This window comes from Halobacteriovorax sp. (assembly GCF_048381875.1).
GTDB classification, from domain to species: Bacteria; Bdellovibrionota; Bacteriovoracia; order Bacteriovoracales; family Bacteriovoracaceae; genus Halobacteriovorax_A; species Halobacteriovorax_A vibrionivorans.
The window spans coordinates 645,319-660,061 of sequence record NZ_JBLXBP010000002.1 but is presented as its reverse complement, the minus strand read 5'-3'; the positions used below and the strand labels follow the sequence as shown (position 1 = coordinate 660,061).

The following is a 14,743-nucleotide window of genomic DNA, read 5'->3' as shown; positions in this document are numbered from 1 at the left end:
AATATAGCATTGAACTTTTTTTATCTTTTAAAAGATTTCCAATTACTCTTTTTTCGTGATCGTTCTTCACGTTACTTTATTTCTGCTACTATACTTGGCTTAATGTTTTCGTTGGCCGTTATTTTATGTAGCCTTGCTCTAATGGATGGCTTTGGGGTGACTCTTAAGAAGTCTTTAAATGCAGGTAGTGGAGAAATCATTCTTACTGCAAATAGTGGTTTTTTTGAGTTAAATGAAAATGAAGTAAAAGACCTGAATAACTTTCCAATTCAAACTAAAATACCAATGCTTCGCACACAATCTTTTGCAAATAAAGACGAAAAAGGAAAAGCTGTCTTTGTTGTCGGTGTTGATGAAGGTGTGGAAAAACTTGATAATGGCCTATTCATGCCAAAAGAAAATGAAGTTATTATCGGGGATCTGTTGGCCGAGAATTTGGGGGTCAAAAAGGGAGATACTCTCAAGTTTAGTTTTTCTGCTGGGAAACTAGGAGAGAGGTATCTTCCCACAAATGCTGTTTTAAGAGTTGTTGATATTATTCCGTTTAAAATTCATGAATATCGCAATCGTTTTGTTTACGTGAATTTAGATCATATTCAAAAGCTTCTTGGAGTTGGGAAAAAGATTAATATCATGAGCCTCAGGCTCGAACCCGAATACCGCACAATTAATAAGATAAATGAAGTCGTCTCAGATATGAGAAGTGTTTTCTATTATGAATTTACAGTGGCCCCTTATTGGAGTGACTTTGCAACGTTTTTAAAAGCGGTTGAATTTGAAAAGTATATGATCTCAATTGTCTTTTCAATTGTTGTCATCTTGGCAATATTTAATTGCCTGGCCTTTATCATCTTTTCTAAGGAAAGAAGATCTCAAGAAATATTCTTATTATATGCGATTGGATTGTCTCCAAGTAAGTTTAAGACTCTTTGGGTTGTTCAAAATGTTGGCATCTGGCTTTTGGCATTTTTAGGTTCTTTAATTTGTGTTGAAATCTTTGATTATCTTTTAGGGACTTTAGATATTTTCTCATTACCGACAAATGTTTATCACTTAAGCCGTATTGAGTTGTATCTGGCTTTCAAAGATATTTTCGCTGTTGGGGCCATCTCATTAGCTCTTATATTATTTTTAACTTATCTCGTTCTAAAGAGATTAGATTCTAAATCAATGGCCCAAGGCCTGAGAGAGGAGTTTTCATAAATGGCTGTTTTAAATGTAAAGAATGTTCAAAAAGACTTTGGAAACTCACATATCTTAAAAGGTGTGGATCTTTCACTTAGTGAGGGAGAAAGATGTGTCATCAAAGGTTCATCTGGTTGTGGTAAATCAACACTGCTTTATTTGATTGGTGGCCTTGAGAATATTACTGCAGGAGAAATTACTGTCGATAACCTCAATATTGGCAAATTAAATGACGCGGGGCTTGCGAAATATCGTAATTCGAAAATAGGATTTGTTTTCCAATTTCATTTTCTTCTTTCATCACTAACTTGTTTGGAAAATATTTTATTGCCAGCAAGACTAGGTGGGCACAGTGTGTCGAAGACGAAGAAGTATATTGAGTCTTTAGCAAAGGCCCTGGGAGTCCAGGAGTGTCTTAAAAGATACCCATTTGAGATCTCTGGTGGCCAGCAACAGCGTATTAACCTGATACGTGCTCTATCACTTAAGCCTAAGATGTTACTATGTGATGAGCCTACAGGTAATCTCGATTCGAAAAACTCTAAAATCGTAGCGGATCTAATTTTTAATCTTTCAAAAGAATTGGGAACAACACTTCTTGTTGTTACTCACGATGAAGAAATGGCCGCTAAATTTGAGAGAACTCACACGATGGTGGATGGAATATTGCATTAAAACACAATTTTGTGTCGCACTGTGTTCGTTTTTCTTTTTGTAACTTTGTAAGATTGTTGATATTTTTTTACTCAAGTATTTTTTGTCAGCATGCACACAAGACAAAATCACGGAGACTGAATGATTAACTCTTGGAAGAGTTTTATATATATTATTGTGTTTTCAATAACCTTCAATGTTATTGCAAATGAAATAGGTCCTACTAAACGTCTGTTTAAAATTTCAGATGTTCAAATTCAAGGTCTAAAGAAAGTAGAGAAAGAAGCTGTTCTTGATAAGCTTCGCGCGCGTAAAGGTCTTACTCTGACAAATGAGATTCTCTTTAACGATATCGAGACTATTTATAACTTAAAATATTTTGAATCAGTTGAAGCTCACCAAGAGGGGCAGAAGCTAATTTTCAAAGTTGTCGAAAAGCCAATTGTGGCAAAGATCATTTTTAAAGGAAATGATGAAGTTGATAAAGATGATTTGAGTGAAGGTCTAAAAACCAGAGAATACTCAATCCTTGATGTTAACTCAATACAGGCCGATGTTCGTAAGATGGAAAAGACTTACGAAGAAAAGGGCTTCTACCTTGCAAATGTTTCATATGAAATTAGAAGAGTTAATAATGAGAATGTTCATCTAATTTATCACATCAGTGAGTACGATAAAGTTCGTGTTAAAAAGATTACCTTCCTAGGTCTTACAGCGTTTGCTGAAGAAGAGCTTAAGTCAATAATGGAAACAAGAGAGGAGAGTATCTTCTCGTTCCTATCGGGTTCTGGAAACTTTAAAGAGCTAAATTTTAAAACAGATATTGAGCGTCTTAAATACTTCTATTCAACGAAGGGTTACTTACAAGTTAATGTAGCCGTTCCGGAAGTTACAGTTTCAGAAGATAAGAAATGGGTCTTTATTACTGTAAAAATTAAAGAGGGACCAAAGTTTGAAGTACGTGATATTTACTTCCAAGGTGAGCTTCTTTTTACAGAAGAAGAGCTTCTTGAAAAAACTCAGCTTAAGGCCGGAGAAGTTTATTCTGAGGAATTACTTAGAAAAGATATTCAACGTCTAACAGAATCTTATCAAGATCTTGGTTATGCTTTTGCCAACGTTATTAGAAATATTCAATTAGTTCCAGGTGAGAATCGAGTTGATATTCAATACTCTTTTGAGAAAGGAAAGCTTGCTAAGTTTGGTCGTATCTCAATTACTGGTAACTCAAAAACTCGTGATAAAGTTGTTCGTCGTGAATTAAAGATTCATGAGGGTGGCAAATATTCTGGTACAGGCCTTAGAGAATCTAAAGAGAATGTTAATCGTTTAGGTTTCTTTGAACCAGGAAGTGTTGTTTTCAATACTGTTTCAGCTCCGGGACAGGATGATGTTCTCGATGTTGAAATTAGTGTTAAAGAGAAAAGTACTGGACAGATTTCAGTTGGAGCCGGTTATTCAACTGCAACAGGTGGATTCTTCCAAGCCTCTGTTTCTCAAAATAACTTTAGAGGACTAGGGCAACAGCTTTCATTCTCTACCAATCTTGCAAAAGAAACACAGAACTTCTCTCTGTCATTTACTGAACCTTACTTTATGGACTCTAAGTGGACTTTAGGTGGAGAGATTTTTAGAACAGTCGATACACAACTTGACTCATATGATTATAAGAAACATGGTTTTGCAGCTCGAGTTGGTTACCCAATTTTTGAATACACAAGACTTTATACCACTTATAAACTTGAAGAAACTGAACTTACAGATATCAAAGACCAAACGGTTGATGAAAATGAAGCGGGTGTTACTTCTTCTGCAAGAGTTGCTGTTGTTAAAGACAAGCGAAATAACCGTTTTGAGCCAACTGATGGTTACTACTGGAATGTGGCAACAGAGTACGCAGGTATAGGTGGTGACAAGAAGTGGTGGAAGAATGAAATTGATATTCGTTACTTCTATCCTGTTTGGAAAGAGTTAGTCTTTAGAAGTCGTCTATATACTGGTAAAATTGAAGACAAGGGTGTTCCAATTCCACGAAATGAGAAATTCTCACTTGGTGGTGCAAGAAACTTAAGAGGGTACGATATTGAAGATATTGGACCTAAGGAGACGGCAAAGAACTCAGATGGTGAAGATGAAGAGTTTAATATTGGTGCTCCATTTACAGCATTTACAACTCTTGAGTTAGAGCATCCTCTAGCAAAAGAAGCGGGACTTAAGTTTGTTACTTTCTTTGATGCTGGTACTGCTGCTGATTTCAACAATGTTGATAAAATATATATGGATTATGGGTTTGGTTTCCGTTGGTTCTCACCAATTGGTGTACTAAGGTTTGAGTGGGGTATTCCTATTAACCCTGATGAGGACATGAACGGCGGGACGAAATTCCATTTTGATATTGGGCAATTATTCTAATTCGTAAGGAGACGATATGAAAAACTTATTAATGGTTGGATTACTTTTTTCTTCTTTAACTGCAAGTGCGATGAATATTGGGCGAGTTGATGTTCAAAAAGTTCTACTATCTGTTAAAGAGTCAAAGCAAATTAAGGACAAGCTGCAAAAAGAAATCGATAAGAAGCAAGCTGAACTTAAGAAAGAAGAAGAATCTCTAGTAAAAGAGAAAGAGAAGTTTGAGAAACAAGCTCTTGTTATGAATGAGAAAACAAAGCAGAAGAAAGGTCAGGAACTTCAAAAGAAATTCTTCACTTTTCAACAAAAAATGCAAAAGTATCAGGGTGAGCTTGCTAAGATGGAACAAAGTGCAAAAGGTCCTATCTTAAATAAAATTAAAGCTGTTGTTGAAGAAGTTTCTAAAAAGAAAGGTCTTGATTGGACATATGAAACATCAACAACTCCAATTCTTTACATTAAGAAAGTTACTGACATCACAAATGATGTTATTACAGCTTACGATAAGAAACATAAGTAATTTTTTACTGATATAGACTCTTTTAAGGGAATACTTTATGTATTCCCTTTTGTCGTTTTAAAGGAGGAGGTAAAAAGTGAAAGTTAGTCTTGAAAGCCTCATCAAAAATGATTCAGATTTAAAGTTATTAGCAGGAAATAAAGATTTATCTTTGAATAGTATTTCTTCAATTGAGGAAATTAATGATGAAGAGGTCTTATTTTTAGGAAATAAAAAATTCTTTAAAAAATATCAACAGGCCAAAGTCGAAAATAAAATTGTAATTATTATCGATGAAAAGCTTTATGAAGAATTAGATCAAGAAGATAGAGAGTCTCTCTCAAATAATACACTTGCTCTGTTAACTTCTAGTAATATACCAATTTCAATTACAAAAGCATCAAAGGTTTTCTATGAAAAGCAAAGAGGTAGTATTGCTTTTGAGCTTGATGGTAGAAAAGATGGAAGTGCTAAGATTCACCCTTCTGTAAAAATTGCTGAAGGTGTTTTCATCGGCGAAAATGTCGAAATTGAAAGCGATTGTTTTATCATGCCTGGTTGCGTGATTATGCCAAATGTTAAAATCTCTCAGGGAACGACTCTTTATTCAAATGTGACAATTTATCCCGAAACTGTCATTGGAAAGAATTGTCGAATCCATGGAGGAACTACTATTGGTAGTGATGGCTTTGGTTATAATTTCCATCAAGGCGTTCATCATAAAATCTGGCACTTCGGTGGAGTTGTTATTGGTGACGATGTGGAAATCGGTGCGAATTCTTGTGTGGATCAAGGAACATTTACACCGACACGTATTGGAAGTGGAACTAAAATAGATAATCATGTTCAAGTTGGTCATAATGTTCAACTTGGGAAAGGTGTAATTCTGTGCGGACAGGTTGCAATCGGTGGAAGTACAAAGATAGGTGATTATGCTGTCTTTGGTGGTAAGTCTGCTGTCGCTGACAACTTAGAGGTAGGAATGGCCGCTCAGATCTCTGGTGGATCAACTGTTATCGGTAATGTGGCCGCGCAGGAAACTGTTGGAGGTTATCCTGCAAGGCCAATGCGTGAATTTTTAAGATCAATTGCCTTTATTAGAAAGAATATTAAAAGGTAGGTAAGGTTATGCATTTAAGCAAAGAAGAAGTAATGAAAATTCTCCCTCACAGGGAACCGTTTTTATTTGTTGATGAAATTACAAGTGTTGAAGCGACTGGTGAGGTCAATGATATCAAAGATCTAGTTGGTGCTGTTGTTAAAGGAAATTATACAACGAGAGAAGACCATCCAATTTTTGCTGGTCATTTCCCTGGGAATCCTATTCTTCCAGGAGTTGTTCAAGTTGAAATGATGGCCCAGTTCACTTCATTCCAGTTAAAACTTTATTATAAAAATTTAGAAGAAGGTGACTTCGAAGTTGCGCTATTATCAATTGAGGGTGCAAAGTTTAGAAAGCCTGTCTATCCAGGGATGAGATTAGAAATTGAGACTGTTTGTACAAAAATGCGAACAGGGTTTTTACAAAATGATTGTAAGATTTTTCACAATGGAGAATTAATGAGCCAGTGTCAGGTCTTAGCAACTTTTAAAGTTAAAGAATAACAAGCAAGGAGCTCATTATGAGTGATATGAATGAAAGATTCCATCCGACTGCACTTATTTCTGAAGGTGCAGAAATTGGAGAGGGGACAACAATAGGTGCATATTGCATTATTGGTCCAAATGTAAAGATTGGAAAAAACTGTGAAATTAGAAATCACGTTATTATAAATGGTCATACTAAAATTGGTGACAATAATAAGTTTTATCAATTTTGTTCTATTGGTGAAGAACCACAAGACTTAACTTATAAAGAAGATCCAACAGAAGTTGAAATTGGTGATAATAATGTAATGAGAGAATATGTCTCAATTCACCGTGGAACGATGAAGGATCGCCAAAAAACATCTCTAGGTAGTAATTGTCTTCTTATGGCAAAAGTTCACCTGGGTCACGATGTAGTTGTTGGGGATCGAGTAATCATGGCCAATTCGACAAACCTAGCAGGTCACGTAAAAGTCGGTAATAAAGTTATTATTGGTGGTGGAACAAATATTTCACAATTTGTTAAAGTTGCAGAGGGAGCATATATCGGTGGTGCTTCTGCAATTGATAAAGATATTCCTCTTTATTGTACTGCTTATGGAAATCGCGCAAAGCTTCGTGGAATCAATATTATTGGTCTTCGTCGTGCTGGAGTGGAAAGAAATGCTATTTCAGAAATCGTTGATTTCTTCCGTGATATGGAAGCTTCTACGTATTCTCCTCGTACATTTGTTGAAACAGAAGAGCTTATGAAGCCATATGCGAATAATGAAATTATTGCACAAATTAAAGAACATATTATTTCGACGAAAATGGGAATTGCACCATTTTTAACTTAAGAACTAGGTTTTAATTATGACAAAAGTAAAAGTTGCTTCAATTGGATTTGGTCACCTCGGACAGTGGCATGCTCAGAAGGCCCATCAATTAGATGGATGTGAACTGATTGCTATTGTAGAGCCTTATGAGCCGAATCAGAAAAAAGCACAGGAAAAATATCCAGAAACCAAAATTGTTTCAGATATCAAAGAAGTGATGAAAGAGATTGATGCTGCTGTTATTGCAACACCTACAAGTTATCACTATGAAATAGCTAAAAGCCTCCTTGAAAATGGAAAACATGTTTTTTGTGAAAAACCTGTAACGGTAACAGTTGAAGAAGCTAAGGAATTAAAAGAACTAGCTTCTAAAGCGGGTGTTAAGTTACAAGTTGGACATAGTGAAAGATGTCACCAGGTTTGGGAGAGATTAGAAGAGTTTGGTGAGATCGTTAAAAATAATAGCGTCGCAACTATTGTAAGAAATTCTCCTTTTAAAGGAAGGGCCGCAGATGTTGGAGTTGTTGAGGACTTGATGATTCATGATCTCGATCTTGCTCTGATGTTATTTGGTAAGCCTAAGTCAATTAGAGCTTATGGAATGAAGGTTCTCACTGATAAATTTGATCATGTTAAAGCACTATTAAATTACGGTCATTCTGTTGTAACAATTGAGAACTCTCGAAATGATGTAAAGACAGAACGAAGTGTTCAGCTAAATTCAGCTAATGGAATCTTAAGAGTCGATCTTCTAAATAATAAAGTTTCTTATTCAAAAGATATTAAATCTGATAGTGAACAAGAAATTCACGAGTTTGACTATGAGAAGAGAGATCATCTCTATATTGAGCAAGAAAAATTCTATAATTCAATTACAAATAATACTGAAGAATTTGTAACAATTGATGATGGGATTGCTGCAATGGAATTAATTGCTGCCGTAAATACTTCATTGAATGAAAACAAAGAGGTTAACTTAGTTTGAAAAGCTGTCTAATTATTGCTGGTGAGAAATCTGGTGAAGAACATGCAATGACATTTCTTCCGTCCCTTAAAGAAGGGGCTTCGGATATCCATTTCTATGGAGTAGGCGGTAGTCAGATGAAAGAGTCTGGCGTTGAACTACTATATGAATTAAAGGACTTCTCAACTTGGGGAGTCACTGAAGCAATACGAAAGGTTCCTTTTTACTACAAGGCATATCGTCATCTTATCGATGAAGTAAAGAAGAGAGAGACTAAGGTTGCTATACTGATTGATTTTCAAACCTTTAATCTAAAGTTAGCAATGAAACTTGAGAAATTAGGCGTAAAAGTTCTCTATTATGTTGCACCTCAGGCATGGGTTTGGAAAGAATGGAGAACGAAGTATCTCCAACAATCTGTTGATACGCTTTTTTGCATCTTACCCTTTGAAAAAAAGTGGTTTATGGATCGTGGTGTAAGTAAGGCCATTACAATTGAGCATCCTCTTTTGAAAAAGACAAAGCCGCTTCTTAAAGATTTTACACGTAGATGTGTAGACTTTAAGAATGAAGAATTTAACTTACTTCTTCTTCCTGGTAGTCGTCGGTTTGAAATTGAATTTATGCTTCCAGAGTTCATAAAGGCCGTAAGAAATCTTAAAGAAAAATATAATTTTAACTTAACTATTGTTAAAGCAAGCTCTGTTGATAATGAACTCTTCTCTCGCTTTGAAGATGAGTTTGATAAAATTTATCGTGATGATCAACTAGATGAAGCATTAAAAGAAGCCGATTTTTCTTTTGCAACTAGTGGTACGGTAAATCTCTCACTTGCCTTATATGGTGTACCAAGTGTTATTTCTTATGATTTAAATTTACTCAATACTTTTATTGCTGAGAATATCGTAAAATATAAGGGATTTGTTTCAATTCCTAATCTTATTCTCGGACATGATGTCTATCCTGAGTTATTAGGAGATGCTTTTGGCCATTATAATTTAGAGAGGAAGGCAAAAGAGTTATTTGAAAATAAAGAACGTTATGAGTTTGTTATTAATGAACTCAAGAAAGTAAAAGAATTAACTGAGGGAGAGGATATTGAGATCTCTCAGTATTTGATTGATAAGCTTAAGCAAGCTTACCCTGAAGGATAATAGGAAAAAAGACTCATGAGTCAGTTAAATGTAAAAGTTTTCAACATGCTATCCCTGCTTCTTACTCCAGTAAGTTTCTTGTGGGAATGGATCTATCGTCTTCGTCGTTTCGCATTTAAGATGGGAGTTTTTAATTCTTCAAAGTTTGAAGTGCCTATTATTAGTATTGGAAACCTATCTCTTGGTGGAACTGGTAAAACACCATTCACTTTATGGATAGGGAATTATCTAAATGACTCACTAGAAAAAAAGACAATGGTTCTAACAAGAGGTTATAAAGGCGAGCTTGAAAACTCTAGCGGAATTATTAAAACGGGAAAGAAAATATCTGAAAACCCATTTGTTTTTGGAGATGAGGCCCTAGTTTTAAGTCGAAACTTAAAGAATGCTAGTGTTGTTGTTGGAGCTGATCGTAGAGATAATCTAAGACGCTACTATGAAGAAGAAAAGGCCGATATCGTCCTACTTGATGATGGGTTTCAGCATTTAAAAATAGAGCGTGATTTAAATATCGTACTATTTGACTCTCTTTTGCCGATTTCAAAATATCATTGTCCACCTAGGGGATATCTTAGAGAGGGACTAAGTGCTCTTAAGGAAGCAGATGTCGTCTTATTTGGACGAGCTGATTTGGTTGATAGAAGCGAATTAGATGAATTGGAGAAGTTTGTCCTTACTCACTGTAAGAAAGATACACCAAGTGGTCAGTTTAAGTATGCACCTGGGGCGATTAGAAATCTCTTACACGAAGAAGATATTGCTCTTGATGAATTAAATGGAAAGAATGTTATTTGTGTATCTGGGTTAGCTTCACCACAGTCTTTTTTAAAGCTAGTTAAACAGCTAAACGCCAATATAGTTGATGATTTTAATTTTCCTGACCATCACCTATATAAAGTCAATGAGTTAGAAAGCTTAGTGTCCTTAGCGGAAGAAAAGGATGCCATCATTCTTACAACAGAAAAAGATATTGTTAAAATGAAGAGGTGTTCAAGTAGTGAGCGCATCCATTACTTACAAATTGGAATTGAATTTCTAAAGGGTGAGGAATTAGTAAAACAAAGAATTGATTCTGTTATTAGAGACTCTAGGGGGCAAGTTGAATAAACTTCTTTCAATCATACTTCTTCTATTACTTGTTAGTTGTGCTGGGGCACTTATGCAAGGTGAGAGTGATGAAAAAGATCTCGTTGAGATCTTTGAAAATGGTGACCGTGAAACCTTAGAAAAGTTTAAAACAGAAAATCCTGTTGCTGAACCATCATTGAAGTCTGCAACTCAAGAGCCAACTAAAGAAGAAAAAGAAATCGTTAAAAAAGAAAAGGCCAAAGAGAAGAAGCTTAAAGAAAAAGTAACCAAAAAGAAGATAGAGAAAAAAGAAGAAAAAACCATAAACCCTCAGACTCTTGATGATTATCCTGAGCAATATATTGCGATTGATGAAAAATCTAAAGAGTATTGGAAGTCTTATCGTCCAATGTATTTAATTGGTGAAGAATTTAAGTTTGAAATTGGGTGGTCAATTTTTAAAGCAGGTACAGCAACCATTAGAACAATGCCAATGGCGACAATGGGCGGTAAAGAAGTTCTCCATGTTAATGGGCTTTTAGAATCTGCAGAATACTTTGAAGGTATTTATAAGTTAAAAGATACACTCGATGTTTATGTTGATATTGAAAAAGGTGGCTTTTCACCTCTTAAGTATGAAATGAAGCAAAGAGAGTCTGGTCAGCTTGTTGATGATCTACAATTATTTGATCATGATAAGTTAAAGACTTATTTCTTTTATCATCGCTTAAAAGATGGAAAGACTAAGAATAAGAAGATTCAAGAATACTTACCACGTTATTTTACTGACTCTTTCTCGGCATTATATTTCCTGCGCGGGCTACCAATGAAAATTGGTTCAAAATTTGAATTCCCAATTGTAACAAGAGGGAAGGTTTGGATCCTAAAAGCAGAAGTGGATAATGTAGAAGAAGTCGAAGTCATGAATAAGAAGTTTCAGGCTTATCGAATAACAGCTCAAACTCAGTTTCCTGGTGTTTTGAAAAAGTCTGGAGATATTAACTTTTGGTTCTCAACAGATGAGAGTCGAATGCTTCTAAAATTTGCCGCTAAAATTAAAATAGGTGCTGTAAAAGGTGAGCTTATTAGTCATAAGAAAGGTGAATATAAGAAATAATGATGATTAATATCTTTAGAAAACAACAAAATATTCTCTACGTATCACCTACGTATAACTCTGGCTCTAGAGAGAGAATGCTCATTAGAGATTGCTTACTGCTAAAAGAAATTGGGCATAATATTTTTCTATACTGTTTAAAAGACTCGTTTCTACATCGTGAATGTAAGAAGGCGGGGATTGATTGTATCTTTCATACAGGGACAACAAAGCTTCGTGTCTGGAATTGGTATAAGTTAAATAAACTTAGAGGTATCATCAAAAGATACGATATTAATATTGTTCACTGCTATCAATTAAACTTTCTTTGGCCTTTAGCCTCTTATTTAAGAAAGAGAAACCTTACTGCCTTATTCTTTACAATTAATTTTGAAATGAAGAAGTTTTACAAGCAGTTCTGGTATCGTCCATTAATTAAAAGAATTGATCTGATCTTCATTCCTTTTAGAGAGATGATAGAGTCGATCAATGCTCATATGGATGTTCCCGTAAGAAAGATTTATTCTTCAGGTCTTGGTGTCGATAAAATTAACTTTGATCAGAAGTATACTTTCGATGAGGAAAGCCTAACGCACCTATCTTGCTGGGTTAATGATCATGAAGTTGAATTAAATGACTTAACTGTCTGTCTTGAAAGTTTATGGGCCTTAAATCTCGACAGCACAATGCCAAAGCGCTTTAAATTACATATTTTCTCTAATCGTAAATGGAAAAGAAATATTCTTTATAAGCCGCTTCAGGAAAAAATTGCAGAATATAAGCTTGAGAATTATGTCGAGTTTCATGAGGCCGATGATATTTACAATGTACGCTCTGATATTTGGATATCATATACTTCAAAGTCACCAATTGAAGATTATGCACTCTTGGCCATCTTAAAAGGAATTCCCACTGTTGTGCCGCGCAATGCCACAACTCAGGAACTTCATCGAATTTATCATGGCTCCCTTGAAACTTATCGACAAGGAGATGCAAGAGAGCTTAGATCCAAGGTAAAAGAGATCGTCTTAAAGAATAAAGAGTATAAGCAGGCGTGTTTTAATTCTCGTGATGAATTATGGAATGAGCACGGTATTGATGGCTATAAATACAATTTATTCAAACTCTACGAAAAGCACCTTAATAAACGTATAAGATTCTATAATTAATAGGTTTTATTGTTGACGTAGAGTCCCAAAAATCATAAGATGCGCAAAATCAAAAAATGTAAATTGTCTTCAGTAGAAGAGATTTGCGCTAAAGGCTTTGCCTTTAGATATCAAAATTAAGACGCTGATTGGACACTTTCAGTTGTCTGCCGTGAGGTAAATTATGACAGATTTAAACAATCTAAAACAATCTTGGATGCAAGATTACGAAGTTGTTCTTGGTGAAGACATCGAGACAAAGGAAGAGACAGAGTTTTCGAAACTATTAGATTCGACAGAAACTCCAACTTTCACAGAAGGTGAAGTTTTCAAAGGTAAAGTTGTTAACATTTCACCAGACTATGTTCTTGTTGACATTGGTTACAAGCAAGAAGGACTAGTTCCAAAAAGAGAATTCACTAACTACGATGGTTCTCTAAAAGTATCTATGGGTGACGAAATTGAAGTTTATTTAGATAAGCTAGAGTCACACCTAGGAAACCTTGTTCTTTCAATGGACAAAGCTCAAATCCTTAAAGCTTGGGATAAAATTTCTGAAGCTTGTGAAGATGGTACTCCAGTTACTGGTACTGTTGTTGCAAAAGTTAAGGGTGGTCTTTCTGTTGATATCGGTGTTAAGGCATTCTTACCAGGTTCACAAATTGATGTTAGACCTACAAGAAACCTTGATAAGTACATCGGTAAAAAGATGGAATTCAAAGTTATTAAATTCAACAAGAAACGTGGAAACATCGTTCTTTCTAGAAGAGCTATTCTTCAAGAAGAAAGAGGTAAACTACGTGGTGAAGTTCTTTCTCAAATTGAAGAAGGAATGGTTGTTAAGGGTATCGTTAAAAACATCACTGATTACGGTGCATTCATCGATCTAGGTGGAATTGACGGTCTTCTACACATCACTGATATGTCATGGGGACGTGTTAAGCACCCATCAAATATCCTTACTCTAGGTGATGAAATCGAAGTTAAAATCCTTAAGTTTGATAAAGATAAAGAAAGAGTTTCTCTTGGTCTTAAGCAAGTTCAAGAAAACCCTTGGGAAGCAGCTCAAGATAAGTACGTTGCTGGTACAAAAGTTAAAGGTGAAATCGTATCTGTTAAAGATTACGGTATCTTCATTGAACTTGATGACGGAATCGAAGGTCTAATCCACGTTTCTGAAATGTCATGGACAAACTCTATCAAGAACCCAACTAAGCACTTTACTGTAGGTGAAATTGTTGAAGCTCAGGTTCTAGAAGTAGATGTAGAAAACAAGAGAATCTCTCTTGGTATCAAGCAACTTCAAGAAAACCCATGGGATGCTCTAGAAGCTAAATTCCCTGTTGGTTCAAAAGTTAACGGAAAAATCAAATCAATTGTTGAATTTGGAATCTTCGTTGACCTTGGAGAAGAAGTAGATGCACTAATTCACGTATCTGATTTCTCTTGGACTAAGAAGAATATCAACCTAAACGAAGAATACAATGTTGGTGACGAGATTGAAGCTGCTGTAGTTTCAGTTGATAAAGAAAACCAAAAATTCTGTCTAGGTGTTAAACAACTTAAAGAAGATCCTTGGAAGAAGATTGAAACAAGACTTCCAGTTGGTACAATCGTTGAAGCTCAAATCGTTAGAGTAACTGATTTTGGTGCTTTCGTTGAACTTGAAACTGGTATTGAAGGTCTAGTTCACATCTCTGAACTATCTGAAGATAGAGTTGAGAAGCCAGAAGACGTAGTTAAGAAAGGTGACGTAGTTAAGGCTATGGTTATCTCTCTTGATAAAGATGCGAAGAAAATCGCTCTTTCTATCAAGTCTGCTCTAAACTCTGATACTCAAGGAATGCAACAAGATGTAGTTAAGTCTGCAACTCTTGGTGACGTTCTTAAGGGTTTCAACCTAGGAAATGAGGAGTAAGCAACCGCAAAATTGACTGGCTAAGGCCAGTCTATTGTTTGCGGTGCTAGCTCCCCTCAAAAGGAGCAAGCAACTGACCGAGAGGAGTGCATTTATGCACGACGGTTCGACTAAGGAGCAATGGGAAAGTTGGCGAGCAGAAAGCGACACTTTAGCTACGCTAAAGTTAGCAAAAAGAATATCTTCATAAAAAAGATATATAAGGCCACCGAAAGGTGGCCTTTTTTATTTGTGGTAAACAAC

Annotated in this window: 13 protein-coding genes; all 13 read left to right on the top strand. The window is 35.5% G+C overall.

The genetic code is table 11. The annotated features are described in order from the left end of the window. The first annotated feature begins 9 nt into the window (after nucleotides 1-9). The 13 genes from ACN5L8_RS07480 (at nucleotide 10) to ACN5L8_RS07420 (ending at nucleotide 14,500) form a co-directional block, all read left to right on the top strand. Nucleotides 10-1,203 carry an ABC transporter permease gene (locus tag ACN5L8_RS07480; RefSeq protein ID WP_419172742.1) on the top strand — a complete coding sequence of 398 codons (1,194 nt, stop codon included), beginning with the start codon at nucleotides 10-12 and terminating at the stop codon, nucleotides 1,201-1,203. After that, the gene (locus ACN5L8_RS07475; protein ID WP_419168857.1) at nucleotides 1,204-1,860 is read left to right on the top strand and encodes an ABC transporter ATP-binding protein; all 657 of its coding nucleotides are present in this window, start codon (nucleotides 1,204-1,206) and stop codon (nucleotides 1,858-1,860) included. A gap of 156 nt (nucleotides 1,861-2,016) precedes the next feature. Beyond that, a complete protein-coding gene (gene bamA, locus ACN5L8_RS07470) occupies nucleotides 2,017-4,251 on the top strand; it encodes an outer membrane protein assembly factor BamA (protein ID WP_419172741.1) in 2,235 nt (744 codons plus the stop codon). A 16-nt stretch (nucleotides 4,252-4,267) separates the two neighbouring features. Further along, nucleotides 4,268-4,768: an OmpH family outer membrane protein gene (locus ACN5L8_RS07465; RefSeq protein WP_115361902.1), complete on the top strand. Its 501-nt coding sequence runs from the start codon at nucleotides 4,268-4,270 to the stop codon at nucleotides 4,766-4,768. Nucleotides 4,769-4,844: 76 nt separating this feature from the next. Then, on the top strand, nucleotides 4,845-5,867 hold the full coding sequence (gene lpxD, locus ACN5L8_RS07460) for a UDP-3-O-(3-hydroxymyristoyl)glucosamine N-acyltransferase (RefSeq protein ID WP_419172740.1): 1,023 nt from the start codon (nucleotides 4,845-4,847) through the stop codon (nucleotides 5,865-5,867). 8 nt (nucleotides 5,868-5,875) lie between these two features. Continuing rightward, nucleotides 5,876-6,352 carry a 3-hydroxyacyl-ACP dehydratase FabZ family protein gene (locus ACN5L8_RS07455; protein WP_115361898.1) on the top strand — a complete coding sequence of 159 codons (477 nt, stop codon included), beginning with the start codon at nucleotides 5,876-5,878 and terminating at the stop codon, nucleotides 6,350-6,352. 17 nt (nucleotides 6,353-6,369) lie between these two features. Continuing rightward, on the top strand, nucleotides 6,370-7,173 hold the full coding sequence (lpxA, locus tag ACN5L8_RS07450; protein ID WP_233500256.1) for an acyl-ACP--UDP-N-acetylglucosamine O-acyltransferase: 804 nt from the start codon (nucleotides 6,370-6,372) through the stop codon (nucleotides 7,171-7,173). Between the two features lie 16 nt (nucleotides 7,174-7,189). Then, nucleotides 7,190-8,137, top strand: a complete 948-nt coding sequence (locus ACN5L8_RS07445) for a Gfo/Idh/MocA family protein (RefSeq protein WP_419172739.1) — start codon at nucleotides 7,190-7,192, stop codon at nucleotides 8,135-8,137. Then, on the top strand, nucleotides 8,134-9,270 hold the full coding sequence (gene lpxB, locus ACN5L8_RS07440; RefSeq protein ID WP_419172738.1) for a lipid-A-disaccharide synthase: 1,137 nt from the start codon (nucleotides 8,134-8,136) through the stop codon (nucleotides 9,268-9,270). Before ACN5L8_RS07445 ends, lpxB begins: the two co-directional genes overlap by 4 nt. Before the next feature lie 15 nt (nucleotides 9,271-9,285). Beyond that, nucleotides 9,286-10,377 (top strand): tetraacyldisaccharide 4'-kinase, encoded by a 1,092-nt coding sequence (gene lpxK, locus ACN5L8_RS07435; protein ID WP_334678805.1) that lies wholly within the window; start codon nucleotides 9,286-9,288, stop codon nucleotides 10,375-10,377. Beyond that, a complete protein-coding gene (locus ACN5L8_RS07430; RefSeq protein WP_419172737.1) occupies nucleotides 10,370-11,455 on the top strand; it encodes a DUF3108 domain-containing protein in 1,086 nt (361 codons plus the stop codon). The genes lpxK and ACN5L8_RS07430 overlap by 8 nt, the downstream gene beginning before the upstream one ends. Then, complete coding sequence (locus ACN5L8_RS07425; RefSeq protein WP_133296937.1) at nucleotides 11,455-12,603, top strand: glycosyltransferase; 1,149 nt, start codon at nucleotides 11,455-11,457, stop codon at nucleotides 12,601-12,603. Before ACN5L8_RS07430 ends, ACN5L8_RS07425 begins: the two co-directional genes overlap by 1 nt. 163 nt (nucleotides 12,604-12,766) lie before the next feature. Next, a complete protein-coding gene (locus ACN5L8_RS07420) occupies nucleotides 12,767-14,500 on the top strand; it encodes a 30S ribosomal protein S1 (RefSeq protein WP_419172736.1) in 1,734 nt (577 codons plus the stop codon). The last annotated feature ends 243 nt before the right edge of the window (nucleotides 14,501-14,743 follow it).